Annotated in this window: 22 protein-coding genes and 1 pseudogene; all 23 read right to left on the bottom strand. The window is 41.6% G+C overall.

Annotated features, from left to right (window positions below; translation table 11 throughout):
• Positions 1-47 precede the first annotated feature (47 nt).
• The 23 genes and pseudogenes from AB4Z50_RS14260 to AB4Z50_RS14150 all read right to left on the bottom strand — a co-directional run bounded on the left by AB4Z50_RS14260 (position 48) and on the right by AB4Z50_RS14150 (position 21,111).
• On the bottom strand, positions 48-1,310 hold the full coding sequence (locus tag AB4Z50_RS14260; RefSeq protein ID WP_441879880.1) for a reverse transcriptase domain-containing protein: 1,263 nt from the start codon (positions 1,308-1,310) through the stop codon (positions 48-50).
• Between the two features lie 1,013 nt (positions 1,311-2,323).
• Complete coding sequence (locus tag AB4Z50_RS14255; protein ID WP_441879877.1) at positions 2,324-2,926, bottom strand: hypothetical protein; 603 nt, start codon at positions 2,924-2,926, stop codon at positions 2,324-2,326.
• Between the two features lie 49 nt (positions 2,927-2,975).
• Positions 2,976-3,683, bottom strand: coding sequence for a hypothetical protein (locus AB4Z50_RS14250; protein WP_441879874.1), 708 nt, complete (start codon positions 3,681-3,683; stop codon positions 2,976-2,978).
• Positions 3,680-4,423, bottom strand: a complete 744-nt coding sequence (locus AB4Z50_RS14245) for a hypothetical protein (protein WP_441879871.1) — start codon at positions 4,421-4,423, stop codon at positions 3,680-3,682. The genes AB4Z50_RS14250 and AB4Z50_RS14245 overlap by 4 nt, the downstream gene beginning before the upstream one ends.
• A gap of 16 nt (positions 4,424-4,439) precedes the next feature.
• Positions 4,440-4,790: a hypothetical protein gene (locus AB4Z50_RS14240; RefSeq protein ID WP_441879868.1), complete on the bottom strand. Its 351-nt coding sequence runs from the start codon at positions 4,788-4,790 to the stop codon at positions 4,440-4,442.
• Positions 4,791-5,212: 422 nt separating this feature from the next.
• On the bottom strand, positions 5,213-5,560 hold the full coding sequence (locus tag AB4Z50_RS14235; RefSeq protein ID WP_441879865.1) for a LuxR C-terminal-related transcriptional regulator: 348 nt from the start codon (positions 5,558-5,560) through the stop codon (positions 5,213-5,215).
• Positions 5,561-5,590: 30 nt separating this feature from the next.
• Positions 5,591-6,304: a metal-dependent hydrolase gene (locus AB4Z50_RS14230; protein WP_441879862.1), complete on the bottom strand. Its 714-nt coding sequence runs from the start codon at positions 6,302-6,304 to the stop codon at positions 5,591-5,593.
• Positions 6,305-6,319: 15 nt separating this feature from the next.
• Positions 6,320-8,239 (bottom strand): ATP-dependent DNA helicase, encoded by a 1,920-nt coding sequence (locus tag AB4Z50_RS14225; protein ID WP_441879859.1) that lies wholly within the window; start codon positions 8,237-8,239, stop codon positions 6,320-6,322.
• Positions 8,240-8,408: 169 nt separating this feature from the next.
• Positions 8,409-8,552: a hypothetical protein gene (locus AB4Z50_RS14220; protein ID WP_441879856.1), complete on the bottom strand. Its 144-nt coding sequence runs from the start codon at positions 8,550-8,552 to the stop codon at positions 8,409-8,411.
• Complete coding sequence (locus AB4Z50_RS14215; RefSeq protein WP_441879853.1) at positions 8,549-9,226, bottom strand: hypothetical protein; 678 nt, start codon at positions 9,224-9,226, stop codon at positions 8,549-8,551. The genes AB4Z50_RS14220 and AB4Z50_RS14215 overlap by 4 nt, the downstream gene beginning before the upstream one ends.
• A 15-nt stretch (positions 9,227-9,241) precedes the next feature.
• Positions 9,242-9,640: a PadR family transcriptional regulator gene (locus AB4Z50_RS14210; protein ID WP_441879850.1), complete on the bottom strand. Its 399-nt coding sequence runs from the start codon at positions 9,638-9,640 to the stop codon at positions 9,242-9,244.
• A 14-nt stretch (positions 9,641-9,654) separates the two neighbouring features.
• Positions 9,655-9,876: a hypothetical protein gene (locus AB4Z50_RS14205; protein ID WP_441879847.1), complete on the bottom strand. Its 222-nt coding sequence runs from the start codon at positions 9,874-9,876 to the stop codon at positions 9,655-9,657.
• A gap of 59 nt (positions 9,877-9,935) precedes the next feature.
• A complete protein-coding gene (locus tag AB4Z50_RS14200) occupies positions 9,936-10,232 on the bottom strand; it encodes a hypothetical protein (RefSeq protein ID WP_441879844.1) in 297 nt (98 codons plus the stop codon).
• A gap of 818 nt (positions 10,233-11,050) precedes the next feature.
• Positions 11,051-11,950, bottom strand: a complete 900-nt coding sequence (locus AB4Z50_RS14195; RefSeq protein WP_441879841.1) for a DUF4238 domain-containing protein — start codon at positions 11,948-11,950, stop codon at positions 11,051-11,053.
• A 184-nt stretch (positions 11,951-12,134) separates the two neighbouring features.
• The gene (locus AB4Z50_RS14190) at positions 12,135-14,009 is read right to left on the bottom strand and encodes a hypothetical protein (protein WP_441879838.1); all 1,875 of its coding nucleotides are present in this window, start codon (positions 14,007-14,009) and stop codon (positions 12,135-12,137) included.
• 715 nt (positions 14,010-14,724) lie between these two features.
• Positions 14,725-15,174 (bottom strand): hypothetical protein, encoded by a 450-nt coding sequence (locus AB4Z50_RS14185; RefSeq protein ID WP_441879835.1) that lies wholly within the window; start codon positions 15,172-15,174, stop codon positions 14,725-14,727.
• 19 nt (positions 15,175-15,193) lie between these two features.
• Entirely contained in the window at positions 15,194-15,472 is a 279-nt protein-coding gene (locus AB4Z50_RS14180) for a hypothetical protein (RefSeq protein WP_441879832.1), read from the bottom strand.
• A gap of 62 nt (positions 15,473-15,534) precedes the next feature.
• Complete coding sequence (locus AB4Z50_RS14175) at positions 15,535-15,711, bottom strand: hypothetical protein (RefSeq protein WP_441880240.1); 177 nt, start codon at positions 15,709-15,711, stop codon at positions 15,535-15,537.
• Positions 15,712-15,720: 9 nt separating this feature from the next.
• A pseudogene (locus AB4Z50_RS14170) lies at positions 15,721-15,936 on the bottom strand (GntR family transcriptional regulator); the annotation flags it as partial.
• Between the two features lie 34 nt (positions 15,937-15,970).
• Positions 15,971-16,306 carry a hypothetical protein gene (locus AB4Z50_RS14165; protein WP_441879830.1) on the bottom strand — a complete coding sequence of 112 codons (336 nt, stop codon included), beginning with the start codon at positions 16,304-16,306 and terminating at the stop codon, positions 15,971-15,973.
• Between the two features lie 232 nt (positions 16,307-16,538).
• Positions 16,539-17,399, bottom strand: coding sequence for a hypothetical protein (locus tag AB4Z50_RS14160; RefSeq protein ID WP_441879827.1), 861 nt, complete (start codon positions 17,397-17,399; stop codon positions 16,539-16,541).
• A 95-nt stretch (positions 17,400-17,494) separates the two neighbouring features.
• Positions 17,495-17,830, bottom strand: a complete 336-nt coding sequence (locus AB4Z50_RS14155) for a hypothetical protein (RefSeq protein ID WP_441879825.1) — start codon at positions 17,828-17,830, stop codon at positions 17,495-17,497.
• A gap of 407 nt (positions 17,831-18,237) precedes the next feature.
• Positions 18,238-21,111 carry a DEAD/DEAH box helicase family protein gene (locus tag AB4Z50_RS14150; RefSeq protein WP_441879822.1) on the bottom strand — a complete coding sequence of 958 codons (2,874 nt, stop codon included), beginning with the start codon at positions 21,109-21,111 and terminating at the stop codon, positions 18,238-18,240.
• Between the last annotated feature and the right edge of the window lie 3 nt (positions 21,112-21,114).

The following is a 21,114-nucleotide window of genomic DNA, read 5'->3' as shown; positions in this document are numbered from 1 at the left end:
TTGATCCGCTTTAGATCGCGTCGAATCTCAACAATTTTTCCTTCTAATTACTCCGGATTGGGCCTTATTCTTGGCACCCAACCTTTTCTGGAATTTCCTATTACCACTTTTTGCTTGAATCCGACAAAGTGAATTGATTTCTTGCTGACGTTCGTAATTAGCGTCTTTTCCTCTGAAAGCTTGAGTTTCAGCTTCACATCTAGGAATTTTGCAATACGTCTTTTCCACTTTTCTGCACTGCTCTTGGATGCTGTAACGAGAACCCAGTCATCAGCGTACCGAACGAGATAGGCAGGTTTCAGGTTGGTCTTCCTCATGGCTTTCCGTTTATTGCTCAGATCGGAATATGAGGTTCTCAACTTTTTGTTTTCCCATTCTCTCGTGACCCATTGGTCGAAGGTGTCCAGGTATGCGTTGGCAAGAAGAGGCGAAATGATTCCGCCTTGTGGAGTGCCTAAAGGGTTGACCTTCAGTTCATCCATGATTCCTGCATTCAGCATGCCTTTAATGATCATCAGAACTCTTCTATCCCGTATACCCATATGCCATAGCTTCTTTAGAAGAATGGAATGGTTAACGTTGTCGAAGAATTTGCTGATATCGCCTTCGATAATCCAGTGATGTCCGGTCCGGTGAATCGTGGTAGTGAGCTTGCCGATAGCCATGTGAGCGTCACGCATTGGTCTAAATCCGTAGGAATACCGGAAAAACTGGGCTTCCAAAATCGGTTCTATGACCATGCGGACACATTCTTGTATGATACGGTCGATGATAGCGGGAATACCAAGCGGTCGTTTCTCCGTCTTACCCGGCTTCGGGATAAAAACCCTTAGGACCGGGAGTGGACGGTAGTTTAACAATCCGTTCTGAACTCTGGCTATGATCTCCTCGTAATCTTTTTCGAGAATGTTTTCCCTCATTACTTCCCCATCAGAACCGGGAGTATTGCTACCCCTGTTGGCTTTGATTTTATGGATAGCTTTAAGGATCGTGGTTTCCGCGCTCATGATCTCTAACAGACCTTTGAATCGTGGCAGGTCGTCGTTTTCAATTGCTCTTTTTGACTCCGCGTATAACGTATCAATTACCGTCCTAAGGTCGTTTTCGGATTTCGGATAGTCGAATTTTTGAGCCAGCGCGACCACCTCCTTGAAGGATTTGCCGTAGCTGACGTTAGTCAGGTATGCACAACGGCTTCCTCGACAAGTATTGTGGCTCGCACAAACAAATTGACTATGCCCCTTCGCTCCACAGGCATTACCCTGCTTCAACGCTACTACGGGCTGCCGTCCTTCGGATTCATCGGTCATTACCTACCGAATAGAGGCATCAGGTTTTACTCCCTTTAGCATCCTCTTCCGAAGTTCCTTTGTTCCGCATATCTTAGCCTTACCGCTTACCTTAGCCTTCTCCTATGACCCGCCAATCACCTTTTTGCCCATTGTTGGGGGACTAAAGGCACCGATCATTTCCGAACGGTATGAATCCTCGCGGGACGATGCGAGAATTCGCGATTGAACCCACATAATGGGCGAACATTTTCTGATTAAATGTCCTTGGAGTTACGAGCCTTACATAGAGAGATTCACGCGTTATCTTGCATTAGGCATAGTAAGCTTCGTGGCCCCCCGGTTACTTCCCTAACCACTTCGCAGGTCTGGTTTTTACCGACTTTACCGAGCTTCATACACTATGATAGTAAATTCTTAGTGCATGTCGGAGTCTCAGGGAAAGAACGCCAACATTCGTTCTTTAGCGGGAACTTCCCCCGCCTATTCAGATATGAAGTTAGAGCAACATTTTTATTAGGGACTGGGTTGGTATTGCCTAGTTATGAAAGATACAGCAATTGAGTCGGATAATTTCCTCACTGTTACGACAAGATGCAATAGCAGCACGAAGATTTTCATCAGTTTCTGCATTGTATCGTGTGAGGCGAATAGTTCGGGGCATTCCGTTTATAGACAGGGAAGCAGACCATATTGATTCATAACATTCGATATGATCGATCTTTTCCACCTGAAGGACGGAAATATCCTCGGACATTACGTCGGGGAAGTTTCTTGGGTCATTGCACCCAAAGAAACACTGGTCGGCAACATGCGTACCCCAACTATCGTATCCTGGCTTAACATATACATCTTCAGCATCACACCAATCGCATTTACCTATTTCGCAGGGTTGTTTTACAGATGTCATATTACATCTCTCCTTTTCCCGCTAAGGGGACGTAGTATCCCCCTAGTCGGGGGTAAAGAGCAACCCAGCCCCGGCTAAATAATGTTACTCCCCTAGTTTTGTTACGTATTTCTACGTTGTTTGACTAGGAACAAAGCGCACCATCCCACTCCATTTTAGTCCGCTGTTTCGACAGCTCCGGAAAGTCTTTCTCCAAACGCTTACGAACGTTCTCTAGATCGAGAGTGGCCAGTGTTTCTTGATCGAAAAATTTAGTGATCAGGAATTTATGTCCTGCATAGCAGATATACGTGACATGATTGAAAACTGGTTTCTTCTCTTCCTTTTTGGGTTCGGAGCTCCCTGCGATTACCGCTTGCTTTGAATCCGATTTGATGATTTCCGTATTGGCGGAATTACCGCCAAGTTCAGCAAGGTCGGCTTTGGAATCGTCCACATCAGGTTCATCTTTAAGTAGATCTTCATCTTCATTGGTGTGGTCATTCGTTCTGCTTTCCTGTGTATCGCAATCGTCTTGTTGTTGATCAGATGGGCTCTTATTACCCCTGAGCCGGTCGGACGCGAGATAAACGACTTTATTGCGATCGGGCCCTGCACCAGAGCAATCATCTGAAGCATGTGCAGTTGGCGCCGTAGGTGCTTTTTCCCCTTCACTTGAGGGAATGCTAGCCGGTTTTGTAGCAGCAGTAGAATCATCAATACCAAAGTATGAAAACAGATCAGACATATTTAAAAACCTCCATAAATTTTATGTGTTTGAATTACCATCCATTAAACTAGATTGAGGATGTCAACTTTTTGACCCATTCCAGGAATGTATAGCCTGTTGGTTTCAAGTACTCATCCGGAAACTTCTTGTTTTTTATCGATTCAATAAGCTCACGGTACGTCATTTTGCTGTTATTAGCAGAGTGATAATAGCAATCTGAGTTCGGTGAATTAAAGAATAGATCCGGAAACGTGGTGAGCTGCGATATGCGTTCGATAACAGGTAGCTGCTGTCCACCCCAGCACACAGAGAAGTCATTTTGAACATTTGTGTAGGGGTAGAAATTGAGTGCCGCTTCTTCAAGATTTATCGTATTGCTCTCGAGCGCTGCCACATAGACATCCTGAATATGCAGCTTCTCTTGTTGATTCTGCATTTTGAAAATCATGACAAGCCGTGGGAACGGAACATTTTTCAGGACTGCACTATGATAGAAAGCATTGCGTTTATGCGCAGGTATTTCCATCACAACATAGCGTTGCATCGGTCCTTCAAAATACATGATAGTGTTCTTTGGCAAGATAGGTGTTATTTGAATTGCGTCATACTCCACGGACTGCAAAATGGCTCTAGCTACAGCTTCATGTGAGTAAGCCCCACTCCCTAGGCTGACTCCATTTGAAAACTCCTCTATCGACGGCATACGGTGATCTTGAATTGTTATGACCATTTTTGTGCCTGTTTCTTTCTCTATTAGCGCAGATGTATTACTCACGCTGCCACTTCCCCTCTGTGATTATGAATTGCACCTTGATTAATAATCGTACTTAGCGTATCGATCATGTCTACGTATGAGAATGCGTCATTTGGTCCAAAAACATGGTTTACCTCCAGCAGTTCTAAAATCCTGGAGAAAACTACATTGACGTCATCTTGCAACGAAATTTCGACAGTGATACCAAGACGATCAAAGACCATTTTAGAAAGTACGACATTCTGCAGCCCGTTAACAATCATCTGCTTACGTTTGCAGATTTCCTCTCGGACTAACGTTCGAATTGCCACTAATTGCTTGAGCATAGGCGAGTAAAGACCCATTTCATTTGTCATTGTGATGTGAAGGCTGGAATTCTCAACCGTGCCCTCCATTTCGAACTCGCAGAAATATTCGTCGCTGTGAGCCATCATGTTCTGAAACATGGTCACGTATTTTCTATGTTCGTCATGATTGATGATTAAGAAAAACTCCCGGAGCTCTGGCATTGGTATACGAATACTCATTTGTGAGGATCCGTACTCATTTACACCATTAAAAGTATGATTAACTTCACCAAAAATCCTCGACATACATTGCTCAAATACATCTGCCTGGTTGCCAAACTGATACACATAGTAATCGATGGGATTGGATACCACATCGCAACCCGCGTCAAACGCAATTTTGATGAGGTTCATCGCATCGTACTGCGCCTGCATTTGACTAACCTGTTCTGCACACATATATGCTTTTTCCAAATTACCTCCACCTCTCTTAGAAGAACTCGACGTTTTCTGTTTGTTTCTCCGGGACTGAGTGCTTAATCGCGTAAACAACTTCAGTATTATGGAGATACTCATGAATGGCGTTGCCTTCATTCGGGTATGAATCCAAACCATCCTGAAATTCAAGCTCATAATCCACATACTCGCTATCTACGTAGTTCATAGCGTGCTCAAGAGCCTGCTCAGCTTCTGACAATGTGAACATACTCCAGTCAACATTTGCGCTGTTGCTATTGTAGTGAGCAGCTTCTATTGCGCGAAATAAGCCTGGCGTATACTTTTGTATGTAGGCTTCAGGTACAGGTAAACATTCCTTCAACATTGCTAGGTTGATCCTCATTTTTATGTCTCCTCCGATTTTTGGGCATAAAAAAAACCGGGAACAAAAAAAGCATGCCGAAATAGGCATACTTGATGTTCTCCGGTTACTACACCCTACTGTTTAATGACGATCAGTGACCGCCTCTACCCGCTCTTTGCTGAATCAATGACAGCAAAGAAAATTCTAGTTTTGCTCGTAATATGATCATTATAACATACGTACATGATAGGATAAAGATGGAAAAGCCCGCAAAGCGGGCTTTTAGAAATATATAATAATCTATTATTCATACTCAGGAGACTCGATAGAATTATTTCACATTGTTTTGCTGAGAATTTTTGAGTTTGTCATTGGAACGCGAGTCAGCATTAGGTTTACCATTGAGGCTGGTAAGTTCATTAATAGTTCGACGCAGTTGTAATCTTGCTTTCGGATCAGACTTAACCGACTCCAATATTTTTTGGTTGACTTGAAAGAGTAGGCCCATATGAAAAACTCCTTTCATTTGCATGTCTAGTGCTCATGAACATCGGTAGTAAGGTATCACGAAAAATTGCTGTCTGTATTTCACTTTTGGAGCGGGCATTGAGTTTGATTTGAATATTTGAAATGTGATTTTGTGTAATTTTTTCTGAAATGCCAAGAAGGTGGCATAGTTCGCGATTAGTGGAACCATGAAGTGAAAGAAATTGCACAACCTCTAGCTTACGTCTTGTTAACGAAAAACGAGCTCCAACCATCCAAAAGAAGTTATTGATTAGTGGATTATCTATCAAATTTTCATTCATAAAAGGACTCCTCACTTATAAAAAAGGTTGTTATATATTCAGATCACGGAAGAATACAAGCCACACTAATATGGCAGTAAGACCAATGAATCCATTTTCAACCATTTTCCCTTTCCACGTACCGGTACTCATCAGATTAAACTTTAGGCGCCAATCAAATGGTGGCAATGGCCGTATACCACGATTGGTTATAGAATCTGCTAAAAGGTGAAGCAAGTATGATAGACCGCCTGAAATCCAAATTGCTGAATCGTATTGATGAGTCGAGAAATATAAAATTAACATCCAAACGACTAATCCATACACCGTATGGGTTAAGCCGCGGTGCGGCAAAAGTGCGCAAACAATCAACAAGCAGCCGATCAGATAATTCCACGGCATAAGAGAATGACCGAATACGATGAGACCAGCACCGATCAGAATCATTACGACGTTTCGAAGGGAGCGGGTAGGCATGAAGGAAACGAGTCCTACCAACAAGGCTAGTAGAATATTCCATGGAGCAAAAGCTTGACCCAGAAAGTAGACAGATGCGCCTAGACCAACAAGCGCGACCTTGAATAACTGAATGAGGCGTTTAGGGATGGCTCGTGACACAAGTAGGGAATTTGGTTCGTCAATATCTGGTAGAAGCGCGCTAACTGCAGTTACTGCAGCAACTGGAAGTGAAATCTTATAGTCTGCCATACCAATAATGGAAAGCGTGATACCAGTACTGATTATCAGGTGGGATTTCCCCATCATGGTGATCAATCCTTTCTATACAGGTAATATGTGGATCATGTCCTGCAAGGATCCAGAATATTTGCATTTAGGTAAGCTTTTAATAACCATTTTCCCATAACGTTTCGTTCGCATCCGATTATCCAAAATAATTACTGCTCCCTGGCAATGGATTGAACGATTCAGACGGCCGAAGCCTTGTTTTAGCTTGATCATCATCTTAGGAAACATGAAATCAAAGAAACTGCTTCTTTTGGCATTCTCAATCAGTTCAAGCTGCGCTTGTATGAGTGGTTCATTTGGCATTGGAAATGGTAACTTCGGAATGACTAGTGTTGTTAGCGCATCACCCGGAACATCTACCCCCGTCCAAAAGCTTGTACAGCCGAATACGATCGTACGTGGATCGGTTTTGAGTTGATGGATGATCTTCTCCCGGTCACAGCCAGAATACTGAGTAAGCAAACAATATCCGTAATCGGTACAATGTTGTTGGAATTTCTTAGCGACCTGATTCATAGTATCAAAGCTAGTAAACAACACAAGCATCCGTCCACCCGAGTACATTAAAATTTCTTCAAGTGCTTCAATGGTATAAGGGATGAATTCCTCACTGCTCGGATCTGGAGCATTTTCGGGACAAATTATCATTGTCTTATTCTCATAATCAAAGGGGCTGCCAACCATCACGCTATCGTAATCTTTTACACCAATCCTTCCGGCAAAAAAAGAAAACGTGCCGTTGGTTGACATAGTAGCACTAGTAAGTACGACAGGCACTTTGTCGAACAATCCGAAAGCTAGGACGACTTTAGGAAATAATGGAGCAGCATGAAGTGTTATATGATCTCTTCCCTGAATGGTCACCCAATAGCCCCATGATTTTTTCTCTTTTTCACCAATGAAATCAAGGTCATCGTTTCCTTCAAACAGTCTTTCAAGGATGTCAGATATACCGCGGATATTTAAGCTTTTGACACGTTCGATAAACTCTGTAAGTGCCTGGCACACGGAGGCCACATCAATTTTCTCATCCATAAGTTTAAATGCATTGTTGTCCATGCTCTTATTGATTTTGGAATATAACTCATCGAGCGTCTTTTCGATATTTTGCCGCATTTGCGTTAAATCAAGCTGAGTACTGTGATCTAGTGCACAAAATGATTCTCTTTTAAACAAATAATCGAAAAGTGTTTCGAAGCGTTTCACATCGACTTTTTTTTCAAAAATGTTGCAGCATACATCCTCAATCTCATGAGCCTCATCGAATATGACGGCATCATAAGATGGAAGCGAACCGTTTCCAGTTTTTTTCCGCATGATCAGATCACTGAAAAAGTAAGCATGATTAGTGACAATGATATGTGCTTTCTGCATTTTCTCTTTAAGCTCTTCCAAAAGGCAGTTATCTGGCTTCGTAATAGCAATACAGGATGAGGCAGAGATTTTGTTCCAAAGCGAGTCATCAATATCAAAGCCAAGTCCTGCACGATCGGCAACACGCTCCTGGCTAACCTTTTTGAATATCTTTTGAACGACCTTAGATTCCTGGTTATCACTTCGAAGTGTTTCTTGCCATAATGCCTCAAGCTTTGTGTTGCAGACATAATGTGATTTCCCTTTGACGAGCTGATAGCGGAGATTTTTCTTCTCCATACTGAGAATTTGTTCTACTCGTGGTAACTCTTCATTTACGATTTGAGTCATAAGGGGGATCGTATGCGTGCAAATTACGACTGTTTTTTGATTTGAAACTGCCCACTTCGCAGCAGGTATTAAATAGCCTAGTGACTTCCCAGTACCGGTACCTGCCTCGGCTAATAAATGCTGTCCTTGTTCAAGGGCTTGACCCACCTTTGTCGATATTAGAATTTGAGGGGCTCGCGGGCTATAACCTTTAACAAGCTTAGATAAGTGCCCTCCACTCCCCAGGGCCCTATTTATAAAATCATCCAACGGTCATCGCTCCCAATAGTTGTATGTATATTAGTATACTAATATACAACAATTAAGCGAAGCATTTTCTTTAAATTGTGACTTAGTCTCTTCTCAATTCATTTTATGAAACTTCATTTCCTTTCATAGCAGTCAATATAAGTTTTGCTTGATCATCACACCACCTTAGTCAATTGGATTCGTCATGCTGCTCTACAGTACAATACTTGCCTTTCTTCTTTTGAAGCGAAGCAGCTTCACTTTCACATCTAGCGAGGACACTATAAAAAGCGCGAGCCTTCATGGAGTTGAAGCTGCTGGCTACATTCATCATTTAGACTTAATTCTGTCTTCATACTTAACGATTACCTCAGCTGGAGCTTTCTTCTTTATGTGACTAGGAATATGTTGGAAGCAATAAACCATTTTCTCGCGGTTTAGAGAGGGAATTAACCCCAGGAAATCCCATTCATCTCGTGACAGTTGCTTACCGCAACCAGAGAAAATGCAACAGTGAACAACGAAAGTTCGTGATTGATTGTCCGGATCGCGGCCTCCTGAAGAGGGAGTAGAATTAAGCAAGTGACGAAGAGCAGGATTGCTACCCCAATCTTTTTCTGCTTGATTATAAGGGGCTAGATCTTTCCAACCAATTTGCCAAGTATCCAGGGCTTCACGAACTGCCTCCGCAAAGGCTTGGTCCACTTTATTGGCCAATGATTTTCCTTTGCCGTTCTGATCTGTCTCGATTTCTGAAAAACCGATACCGTCCCGGCAATGCTCACCAATGGTCACGCGTGCAACGACTTTCACGTATCCATGTGGTATGTTTATCTCGACTTCCTTAATTTCACGGTCCCACATGCTGCCTGTCGCAGCTTCAACGCGATCGGTATAAACCTGGTTAGGGATGTATGCTCTGCCGTTGTCTCCCCTCTTCTGAACGGTTCCAGAAGGAAACGGGGCTTTGATAAGCTCTATTGCTTTAGCGTAATCAAATGGATCCACACAAAGGCTCCTCTCTTAGCTCAGATTCATCTTTCCGTACTTGTCCATATAGGTTTCGAATCGGTTATAGACGTGCTGCGCGCGTTTTACACGATCGGGCAGCTCGCGCATCAAGCTCTTGAAATAATCGATTCCGACGTCTGTGATACGATAGTACCGGTTATAACGATTATCTCCAACCCACTTCCTGGTCACATGACCTTGCTCCGCGAGCGTCTTAAGTCGTTGGCTCAAATACCCATCATTCACACCAACCGATCCACCTAATGCTAAGATAATACATTCTTCAAGTTCCTTGGCGTAGAGTTCTCCGTCCTGCAGCTCCGATAATACGATAAAATCGATGACCTGTTGAACTTTAATGACATAACCAAGCGACTCTTGCTTTTCAATCGGATTTTCATTGCGAGCCATAAAGCATCTCCCTTCTATTCGTTTGTTGCATTCATGGTTCCATTTATGTTGCGAAGCAGGCTAAATTGTGGTGTATAATAAAAAAGTTTACCGTCACCTTGTAGTACTTCGACTAGTGCTCGTTCGATATCGCTGCGAGGAGTATTCGTCTTAATATCACCAATAGGCGTCTCAGGTGGCAGAAACGGTCGATAATCAATATGGGAAGGTATTCGAACTATAAAAGTGCCACTCATCTCTTTCCTTAAACCTCTATCCTGAGAGGTCCATTGGACCGGATCACCTTTATCAAATCTCATTCTCCAGTCCGCCTTTCGCTAATGTCTGATCGTAACTTATTCTGCATAGATTCGGCAGGGAGGGGGATGTCCATCAAGTTGATTTGCCCTGAGCAACAAATTCCCGCTTCCGTGATATATACGTACTCTCGTGTCCATAAGTGTTTATAGGCAAATCCTTGTTCGGTAACATACATGAATCGATAGTTCCCAATCACTTGATCCCTCTTCGCACCTGTTAGTCCGAGTGCAGCAATGGAAATAAGCAGCGGAGCAAAGTGACGTTCATTTCTTTCATTATCTGTATTCTCCAAACATCATACCTCCACTCATCCAAACGTGTATTCCCCTATATACCCATTATATCACAAATAAGCTTTCAATCAATATACTTGTTAACACGTATATATAGCCTAACTAGTGCTACTTTAGTGTTCTACTTATCTATCCCATTTCCGCCGGTATTTCTACTCTTCTGTATCTAGATTCGTACCTAGTAGCAGTCTACTAATCTGCAACTTTATCCGGTTTTATCCCTTGGTTTTATTCTTTTCTAGTCGCAGATTTAAACTCTGCAACTAGATCCGTACCAAGGTTCTTATTCCGTCCGTCGGGGGGGCCGCCGCGCGCTTTGCGCAAAAACAAAACCGGCCGAAATGGGAAAACCATGTCCCACAGTCGAAGTCAACACAAACAATCCTGTAGGTGCAACAAAAGTTGAAGATCTTCACTGGAGCCTAAATTCGCTGAGTACGTTGGTAGCTGCAGGGATAATAAAGTCAAGCTGAGGAGAGTCTTGGAGGAGCGGGATCGAAAGTAAGGAACTTCCTGGGTGCAGGCAAAAAAATCAATAACTAAGGAACGGCAGCCGATCAAACGAGAAACGGTGATCAGCATGGATAAGGTAGCAGGTATCGGCGCCAAGCCGCGAACTCCCGTACTACTGGTTCATATACGTGGAAACAAGTATATTTTTATAAAGTATATGTGCCTCGAAAACCTATGACCCCTTTAAAGAAACACCTCCAACAGTAGGCCCGGGAGGTGTTTCTAACGAAGACATATTCTGGACTGTGTCAGTTGAACTAACGAGCACGTAAGTCATACTAACTATTGCCTTACAATTCTGTATCTAATTTTTTTCGGAACGAATCTTTTCCTGGAATATTCTATATGTTAGTACTTCGGTTTCTGAGAGCTTAGTATTGGAGACTATAAATTGATCTGCAGATATAAAAATCATTGAGTTTAATATCCTTACATCATTCTCATTTAATAACTCTTGAACGTTTTCTTCCTCTTCTGAAAGAAAATTGTTATCTACATTTTCAGAACAGGTTAGTATTAAAGCACACTCTGTACTCAATGGATAATATAGTGCATTCTTTCCAGAACTCTTGTAATTTTGAATAAATAAGACTGGATTATCAGACGTGATCAAAGAACACGTAGTTGTATTTTTCCCAATTTTCACATGGTTAAATTCGTTAAATAAAAAATTTACGAAAGTGCTTTCGCGTTCATCATTCAATATGTCTAACAATTCTTTTAAAAACAGAACGTTAGTAAATTGATCTTCTAAATTCTTCCCGCTCAACTTACTTTTTATTTCTAAAAGCATTTTTTTGCCACTCACAGTTCTTAGCATTTGAATAACAACTAACTGATAAATCATATATCGAATGAACCAATTATTTAGCGTGCTATGGGTGGCACTACTTTTTGCCAAATCAATAATTTTTTGCAAATGTCCTTCGCACATCGAAAGAATTTTTTCGTTTATTTGCTTTTGTGAGTGAAATTCAAGAGGTATACCTTTTCTTTTATATTCTGGTAGACTCTCAAGTCCTTGAAAATCAATATCGTACCAATATCTCCTTCTTATTATTTTTTTCACATTTGTTGCCTTTGGAAAAAAGTAGTCCTCCACTTTATCATATACGTAAGCTTTCACAGTTCCTTTCTCAGCAAAATTTAATAGATAAGTATGAGGAACAATATGTTGATTTTTTCTAATATCATTATCAATCATTTAGTTCTCCTCCAATCGTAACTTCGTCTAAATTATTATCTTCCAGTCTAATTCGTTATTTTCTTCTTAAATGTTTTTCTGTCAAAGTGTCCCTAACGAAATCGTAGCACATGACCAAATTTAATAGAAACAGACGGTTGATTTTCGGCCGTCGCTTCCAGATCGCCCAGTTGCAGCCATAAACTTACATGTTAGCAAACCGTTCGTGACCGTTTGCGAACTTTCCCAAACCCGCATTCACCATCAACTTACATTCTTCGTCTTTAGTTCTAGGAATGAAAAACTGCAAAACAAACGTTCTTCTGGCCAAATCGATAAAAAATCCGAGGATAAACTCCTCTTCAAACAAATTGAAATTCATTACCTGCAGTTCTTCCTGCCGCGGTTCCAGCATCGCCGATTTGATTTTACGCAAGATTGGTTGCATCAGCGCATTTGATATGGCATCGCTCGTAAAAAACGAGAACAGCCTCACCGTCCTAATCTCGCAGGATAGCCCTGTCATCTGAGTTATAATACGGTCGAACTCTCCAGCTGCCAGTACGATTGGTACAGTCTCGTTTACGATCATCTGCGACAACAAAAATTCGTTCCATACGCGCATTGTGCCTAAATCAGGAACAAGCATCGTTTTATTAATCATTTGATTACAAACGGTACCGATGTCCACCAGCAGCAAGTACTCGTCCAGCCTTCCCAGATTCGCGTTAATTCTTCGTTCCAGTTTGATTGTCCAAACCAGTTGAAACACTTCCTCGACATTCATCTGTTTCGTCAACTTTTTTAAAATAGACGTTAGCGTGCGCGGTTTCCCGTCTGCTAAATAGTACTCATTCTTAAAGGCGTTCTCATCATCCCCCTCACTCAAGGAGTGACTAAGCTCAATTTCCTGCAAGCAGCTGAGCAAGAAGAGCGGGGTCAGTTTCTGCTGATCCCCCATCTTTTGCTTATTGTACAGCGCCAACATTTCGGGAACGGCAGTTGCCTGTTTCAACAAAAATCGCCTATGCTTATCATTTATCTTCTCACCTGGGTAGATAAACGTTGCAACAGCATCCATGTACTCCCGTACGAACGTAACTGAGTCCATGATAATTGAAGGGGGGAAAGGTATCATCCGTACTTCTTGTTTTCTGAGGTCCTTTGTCTGTTTGGAGCCGTTAATGAAGTTTGTAACCCGATCGATGTCGTGAGTCCGTGCGATTTGCTTCAATTGGAGCACTCGCAAATAGAATGACTCAAGCAGATTTTTGTCGGACACCGGTTGTGGCTCGTCCAGTCTTTCCAAAAGTAACTTCCCATAGTCCCGTATTCGCTCTAGTTCCGCCATACGGACTTCCCTCGGTAGTGGCGAGTAAGTTAGTGCACCGATTTGTAGCAACTTTTCGTTCCAAGCCATCGTCAAGTCGATGATCGCTTGATTCGCGATGGCGGGAAACCCCTGTTCTATCGCTAAATGTACTTGCGTCAACAACTCCGTAACGACATTGCCATGAACGCTCATCTCGCCTAAGACACTCCGGTCGACGATTTCGAGAGATAAGTCACCGAGCAGTTTCGTGATGTTCACCTTTTCACTGTGATGTTTTTCGGTGCGGTACATAATTTTGAGTAACTTGAGCTCCTCGTACTTCTGAAACTGCCGGTACGACGAAGTATCAAAGCCGACACGCTGATTCAAATTATCGCGCAGCCCACTCGTGCCGAACAGCTTGTTCTTAATATTCTCGTAACTGTACTTCGGCTCGTCGTCCCATGGGGTACCCGCTAGCTCGTTGAATGTCTCTAGCCGAATTTCCTCGATCAGATCGTTCGCATCGACTGGCTTTCCATCCCACTTCGCTTGCGGATCGAACCGCCCTCTCGCCCCCGCTACAGTCACGTTAGGAAACCATTCCTGGCGGATGTAATAATCCAACGTGACGAAAATATGCTTGTAGAACACTCTCTCATTTTTTATTTCTGCGTAAAACGGGGCGTCCAACAACGAAGGTTCGTCTGGGTCGAGTCCTTCATCACGAAGTCTCTTTTTAAGCATGTCATCGAAAAACTGTTGCATTGTCGTTCCTCCCCTAAAATCAGTTTATTATTTTTTCTTGTTCTCATCATAAATGGAGGAGGGGCGAGTTCCAATTATAAAAAACTCGCAAAAAAGATCGCATAGTAATATTCGTTGAAAACGAACCGACCACAGGGTGTCATAAGGTGGGAAGCGGTCGGTTGGTAGCATGTGCTCGCATTTTTCTTGGAAAGTGGTGCGTACTGACATCCCCCCAACCATAAACGTGAAGTTGGTTCAACGGCTGGGCGGACCGCTGGCGGCTACCGCGAGAACACAGACCAGTCGCAATATATGTAAAAAAATATCCATCTGAATCGAATCGGTTACGGATCTGGCCAATATGTTAATCGCGCAGAACCCTCGTTTCCGATAGAACAACCAGGAGCTCAAGCTGCAGTGAATCTTGTCTGATACCCTAACAACAGTCTAAAATTTAATTTAATCGGACATTAATTGTTTGTTCTCGTTCTCTAACTCTGCAACCTCCCCTTTCCTGCTCCTCGCTTAAACCAGAATAGAACATTATGTTATCAGTAAATCGGCCTCCTGCGAGTATCTCACTACATCCCCCAAAATGACTATTGGCCTCGCCCTCTGTAAATAAGGGACGAGGCCAATATTTTTTAATTTGTTAGAAAATATAAGCTCAACCGCGAAAATAGGGATAATTTGATACTTACTAAAATGGGGCGTTTCGTTTATTTCACAATGCCTATTTCCAGACATTCTCGACTTTAGTCCATACTGGGGAATGATATGCATGTTTCTTCGCATCCCAAATCATAGATACTTCATTTATCTCGTCTTCCATTGTGGAATAAGGGGCTTTAGAGAAAAGATGTCGCTCGATCCACCGAATTTGATACTCTGGCACTTTGGGTTTCTCCCAATGTTTCTCAATAAAAATAGAATCAAAAAACGCTATTCGAATCTTTGTGGCAATGAATTGGATTTTGTCTTGAATACCCACTGATCCTTCCCGCTCTGTAATGATAACCGTAACAAGCTTACCCAGCTTCATATCATCTTCCTGGCCTACACGCAGTTCAACATCACAGTGATAAACCTCTACCTCGTTTTCTTCGTTTCTGTTATGCCCTCCAATATAGGGAAAAGAAAAACGATAAATTCCGCCATGAAAATAAATACTCTCTTCTTTCATATAGACTCTCCTTTGATTTTTAAGATTCTTTTATTGGTTTTGCATTCCTAAATGATTTATCGGCTATACACCCTGCGTATATTACCATTTCCTTTCCTATTCCTGTTTGGTGAAAAACCAATTTATTCGACTCAGCAGCATCGATCTGAACAATCAAAAACTTTATTTGTTCCAAAAAACCTTCTCCTGAACACAAATAACAGTTTTCATTAGAAATATGAAGATCCTCGCAAACGGGACAAACACTTCTATCGAAGGATTCTGGATCTAAACCTAAAAATACTTTATTATCTGGCAATTTGATCACCCCGATAATCTAATGATATTCACTTGTATATATATTAATAATATATTATACAGCTATCGTATGTTTGTATTATCATCCTCTGGCTTTATTTCCTCAAGAATGGTTTCAAAGATATTCCTAGCTTCTTCAGTTGAACATCCATTGAGAAAAGATAATTCAACTGCTGCGCGAAAAGCTTGATTAAGTGTATTTCGTCTTTTTTCTTTGACCTGTTCATAGCCAACCATCACGTACGTACCTCGTCCTGCTACTGAGCGGACCAATCCTTCCCTCCTCAATTCTTGATATACGCGTTTACTTGTGATGAGACTGCAATTATATAAATTCGATAGTTCTCTGTACGATGGAAGAAGTGCACCCTTCAAATACTCCCCATTTGTAATTCGGTACATAATGATTTCTTTAATCTGTTGATATAGGGGGAGTCCATCCTTAATTATCAGCGGTGTTATCATCGAGACACAGCCTTTCAATTTTATTCATAGAAATTCAGTTGATAGGACCAAATGTACTCTTAGCCCACTCTTCCAATGTCATCCCATGTCTCTCATGGAATTCTTCAGACTCATCATTTGAATCAAAGACAAGAAGGACACTATCAGCATCCTCATCAACAAATTTACCTGCTGGTGTCTTACCATAGTTATATTCATTAGGCACAGCATGAAGCAGCCGTACATAATCACCAGATTTGTTACAAGCAGCTGCTAAAGCTGTATTATCGACCCGATCCTGAGAAAGAGCTCCAAAGATCGCACAATGTGTCATTTCGGCATTCAACTTGACGCAAATTCGGCAAGTTGGATGAATCTTCGCATTTGCCATGATAAATATTCCTCCTCTGCTATATTAAATAATCATAATACGAAAATTCTGATTCACAAAATTTTTTTGAATTTTTCTCGTGTAGCTTTATAATAAAGTTTGATAATTTTAAAGTTACATACTCATTTGCTTCGAAAACCCAACCATAGAGATAGTGCCCCGTGCTGGGGATATATAGAAAAGTGTCGTAAATCCGTTGGATTTCCGACACTTTAGTTTGATATATTAGTGTTTAGTAAGTAAAAACTATACTCTTACCTTGGGTATCAATAGAACCTTTTACTACACTATATGAAACTGAAAACGCACTGATATTGACACCATAAGTTGCATAAGAAGAAACCTTGGTATCATGAGCATAATTCATAATAACTTTATTTGAAGCATTCGAATTTATCTTTTTTGCCCTAAACCAAGAAGTACCTTTTGCCCTCCAGCTAGAGTTATCATCATTGGACCGTAAAGATGACCACGAATAACCATATGAAGCGGCATTAGATGGTGCTCCTCCGCAATCACTAGGACTAGCATCAAACCATGAAGTACCCGTAATAAAAAATGCCTCTTGAACTCTACAACTTGTTTTGTCCGAACCTTGAACCTCCCAACCATCTGCTATAGCTGCAGCCATGGTATCATTATTGACGGATTCCACAATTTTCCATTCAAATGAAGGGTATATATCAACCATTTTCACGCCATTCACTGTAACAACGAAAGCTTGAAGCCCCAAAATCAAATCAGTAGTCGGTATGGTTCCCCTAGTAGAAACACCATCAGGATTACTAGGTATTTCTGTTAAGGTACCATCTATATTTTTGTGAAAGAATGACTCACCAGATCCACTGTATTTCAGATTCTCCCCAGATTTCGAAATAACAAATGATTTTTCATCATAATCCATCTTAGCCAAGACATCTTCTGGAACACCTGCGTTTGTCAGTATTCCATCAATCTGCTTTTCCGAATAGACTTCTTTTGACGTATTTTCGTCCGCACTTACAACACTACTTGACGAAGGCAGGAGTATGGATATCAATAAGGCAGGCACTACTAAAAGGCTGACAACTCTTTTTTTGATTTTGTTGTTCATTATTTCCTCCAATAGATTTATTTAGGAATATTCCCATGTATTAGTATTTCGACATAATAATCGATATTCCTCCTTTCAGAATAATATTTTTAAATTTATTCGTTAGATTTACTATCAATAGGCCCTATATCATCCAAAACACCACTTGTTCCAGCTTTATATACACTATAGGATGCATAATATTCATCTCCAATTGTAATTAAGTTCCAAACCATCACTTCTTTAACTTCTAGTTTTAAGATGTTTTTCTCTTGTTTATTATTTGAGTCGTATGCATAAATCCAGTAATGGGAATTATCATTTGAATGTTCTTTATCTGTTATTGTGATTGATGACGCTGTAATTGATGTTATTAAATTTTCTTTCTGACATCCAATAATCGATAATAATAGTGACATGGATAATAACCATTTAAATAACGATTTAGCCACTAAATTCCCTCCTTTTTTTTAGAGTTTATCTATCGTAATACATTAGCCAAGATAAGAGAAAACGAAGAGATCCAAAACACCATAGCTTGAATTGCTTTCCCCCTTAGTTATTGTTTTGTAGAACGTATTTTACCATAAAATCCATTCATTTGGTTGCTTATTCATCTTTTTGCAAATGAACTTACAGTTTATAAAGCAAATAAAAAGGTTCGGGTTAAAGTGCTATTTGATAGTGGTTAGAGGTGCTGTAACTGTTTTGCAAGCAATTAAAAATGGGAAAAGTGTAAAGCCGTTGGGCTTCATTAGGGGATACATTATAGATGTCTCTAATGGAGGTTAAGAGAGAAAATAATGGGAGGCAATCAAAAATACAAATTAAAGGGGCGACATTGTCACCCCTTTAAAATTTAGAAATTAAAAGCGAATTGGCCATCAGATACATTGTAAGATTTTTTGGTTTTGGTTTTAGCGGTCTTCCCTTCAACCAATAGCTCAAATCCTTTCCACTCCGTTTGAGCGGCAGACTTATTCCGTTCGGAAGCGGGCATATTGGTCATTTTAAAAACCCATCGCCTAAATTCTTCTGATTCAGAAGGTGCATCTATAGGATTCCAATGTAGAGCGATCTCCCCTAGCAGCGACTCTTGAACAACAGCCAGTCCAGGATAACCCTTCATAAGGTTTTGTTCAACATATAATATCTGCTTTTCGATACGATCAAAGAGATCAGTAGGCACTTCTTCCTCGGCCCATTTCAAGATGGCTTTTTGCAGAGATTCAGCACAAAACATGCGTATTGCAGATATAGGCGCTGCGAGTTTACTGGAAGCGAGCTCGCTTTCCAATGCTTCCTCCTCTTGATAGACTTCAACTGGCGGTTCAGACGCCACAACGGCCAACTTAGAGGCGTCAATTGTCATCTTGCCCCATATGGACTCAGCGCTCTCAACACCTACGATATTGTTACCAACAAACCGTTTAGCAAGCTCAGTTGCAAGGCTGCCACCTGAACCTTCGGTTAGCGCTGCAAGACCTTCCTGGCTGAATTGACCCTCAAGAGCAAGCGCCGCATTCATTTTCGCGGCCATGAGATTAATTGCTAGCTCTTGCATCGTATTTTTGTATCCAGAATACACCGTCTCACATAAATTCTTCTGTCCTATCCGCCAGTGACGACGGCTTGCCTGTCGCACAATTGATAAGCGGTACCCTGTTTGATAGAAAAACAAAGATGGAAACCCGTAGAGGTCAAGCCCCGTTGAAACCAGAATTGGATTCGTAAGTAGTACTTGAATACCTTCCTTTTCCCGCTTCGCGATCCATTCTTCCCGTTCTGGTCCATTAACTTCTGATTCCAAAACGGCCGTTTTGATTCCACGCTCCTCCAATAGCATTTGCAAGCGTTGCAGCGTTCCCATTTTCCCTGTAAAAGTAGCATAAACACCCACTTTACGCCCTGCTTTGAGACGCTCACGCACATATTTTATCAACTGCAGCTCCTTCGGGTACAAAAGCCTGTCGCTTAGTCGATAATTGGGAGATACGATCTCTCTACCGGTATCCGGATGATACACGCCTTCAAAGTTAAAAGGAACATCAGGATAACTGAGAGTCGTACTAAGAAGACTGCCAAGTAGTACGGACTGTCCGCCGGCACGAGACTCCTCTTCTACAGCTTTACGAAGTAAGCCTTCAACTTGGGTTAGATTACGTTCAAGGTACCAAGAAGGGGCAAGCAAGCGCATTGCCTTATGTACTCTCCTTTTTCGTCCTGGCCTTCGTTCGATTCTCGTTACGCAGGAGATAAGACGACGCTCTCCGTTTAGAGAAACGTTCATCGGCCCTTCCTTTAGTTCCGGTAGAACTTCGAACATATCGCCCATTTGAATGAAACATGATACGTCACTCAGCATATCCGTGAATAGCTGCGGAGCCGCAGCCGGCAATTCCTTCGTGTTAACGCGTTTAGTGGATCCATTGCTGGAACTGTTCAGGTTACTACTATCATCCCTAATTTTTGTAACTTTCTCCCGAACACCATACAGATCGATCCATTTTCCAACCTCACCCCACTTAAAACCCATTTCTATTAATCTAGCAGGGAACAAGCGAAAGGTAAGTTCAAATAAATTTGAAGCGTATCCATTGAGAAGTGTACCCGTCATAGCGATAGAATGCTTCGCACATAAAGTTAGAATATGAAAAGCATGAGCTTGAGCACTTCCACCAGTCAATTCATGGCATTCATCCCCGATCGCCAAATCAAACTTGTTCTTGAAATAACGCTTAAACAAGTCCGCAGGTGAAACTTTTCGTGCAGCTGTACCATTTACCTTCTTTGGTTGCCCCGAAAAGCTGCTTTTATCCTTGTTTTTGGCTTGCCAGAGCGGAGCCTTGCATTCCCGGTACTCATCTTTTTCTGAATCCGCATTCTTATATAGTCGAACGAGGCTCGAGCAAAACAAATTATTCTTTTTTCGCGTTGGTTTTCCATGCTTATTAAAGAAGTCTTCATGTTCCATAGGAACCATACTACCTTCTTCTTCCTTCATCAGCTGTCCGCCGCAGTCTGGACATACCCAGCCTTTGAATGCGGTCCGCGGGATCGCCTCTAGGGTTTCTCCATGCGAGCTCCGCTTCACATAGCTACGATGAACCCATTTTGCAACAGGCTCGAAAGTATATCCCAGCTTGGCAGTATCCCTAGCAATGATATATACTTCTATTTTCTTAGCCTTCGTATTCATTTTTCCGCTGTCACGAAGTCGGATCACATCCTCATAGCCATTTATGAATTCGACTTCAAACAAATTCTTGTCTAGTAAAATACCAATTTCCCTCTTCGTCTTTTTGATCAAATGGTTGGGTACCATGTAAATTACACGCCCCTTCCCTTTGAACATCGACTTTAAGAGAGCATAAAATACAGAAATAGACATAGCCGTTTTTCCAGTACCTGGTTCCCCTATAATATACAGATTACGATTCCGCTCAAAACCCTTCAAAATCGCAGTAACCACATGCGCTTGAGCATTAAAAAGCGGACGCTTAATGTCATTAAGCAAATCGAGTGTACCCTCGGTTCCTGGATGATGGACTGGCTTGTATTCATCGTTCAATCGACGAATCAAATCTCCTCCAAACAAATTGAGGTAATCACCGATATTCTCCAAATCAGCCAGTGAAGGCATCGTAGTTTCTGATAATACATTTGCAGGTACATCAAGCTCTTTAATTTCATCTACTGACTCCAGATTATTCGTCATATCAATTTCCCTCATAAA

This window comes from Paenibacillus sp. 2TAB26 (genome assembly GCF_052115145.1).
Lineage (GTDB): Bacteria > Bacillota > Bacilli > Paenibacillales > Paenibacillaceae > Pristimantibacillus.
Note: the sequence above shows the minus strand (reverse complement) of the source record. Positions and strands in the feature narration are given on the sequence as shown.

What these genes read in the sequence shown, in the direction of transcription:
- AB4Z50_RS14260 (WP_441879880.1), bottom strand. Translation starts at nt 1,310, where the DNA reads ATGACCGATGAATCCGAAGGACGGCAGCCCGTAGTAGCGTTGAAGCAG.
- AB4Z50_RS14255 (WP_441879877.1), bottom strand. Translation starts at nt 2,926, where the DNA reads ATGTCTGATCTGTTTTCATACTTTGGTATTGATGATTCTACTGCTGCT.
- AB4Z50_RS14240 (WP_441879868.1), bottom strand. Translation starts at nt 4,790, where the DNA reads ATGAGGATCAACCTAGCAATGTTGAAGGAATGTTTACCTGTACCTGAA.
- AB4Z50_RS14235 (WP_441879865.1), bottom strand. Translation starts at nt 5,560, where the DNA reads ATGAATGAAAATTTGATAGATAATCCACTAATCAATAACTTCTTTTGG.
- AB4Z50_RS14230 (WP_441879862.1), bottom strand. Translation starts at nt 6,304, where the DNA reads ATGATGGGGAAATCCCACCTGATAATCAGTACTGGTATCACGCTTTCC.
- AB4Z50_RS14220 (WP_441879856.1), bottom strand. Translation starts at nt 8,552, where the DNA reads ATGATGAATGTAGCCAGCAGCTTCAACTCCATGAAGGCTCGCGCTTTT.
- AB4Z50_RS14210 (WP_441879850.1), bottom strand. Translation starts at nt 9,640, where the DNA reads ATGGCTCGCAATGAAAATCCGATTGAAAAGCAAGAGTCGCTTGGTTAT.
- AB4Z50_RS14205 (WP_441879847.1), bottom strand. Translation starts at nt 9,876, where the DNA reads ATGAGTGGCACTTTTATAGTTCGAATACCTTCCCATATTGATTATCGA.
- AB4Z50_RS14195 (WP_441879841.1), bottom strand. Translation starts at nt 11,950, where the DNA reads ATGATTGATAATGATATTAGAAAAAATCAACATATTGTTCCTCATACT.
- AB4Z50_RS14190 (WP_441879838.1), bottom strand. Translation starts at nt 14,009, where the DNA reads ATGCAACAGTTTTTCGATGACATGCTTAAAAAGAGACTTCGTGATGAA.
- AB4Z50_RS14185 (WP_441879835.1), bottom strand. Translation starts at nt 15,174, where the DNA reads ATGAAAGAAGAGAGTATTTATTTTCATGGCGGAATTTATCGTTTTTCT.
- AB4Z50_RS14165 (WP_441879830.1), bottom strand. Translation starts at nt 16,306, where the DNA reads ATGGCAAATGCGAAGATTCATCCAACTTGCCGAATTTGCGTCAAGTTG.
- AB4Z50_RS14160 (WP_441879827.1), bottom strand. Translation starts at nt 17,399, where the DNA reads ATGAACAACAAAATCAAAAAAAGAGTTGTCAGCCTTTTAGTAGTGCCT.
- AB4Z50_RS14150 (WP_441879822.1), bottom strand. Translation starts at nt 21,111, where the DNA reads ATGAGGGAAATTGATATGACGAATAATCTGGAGTCAGTAGATGAAATT.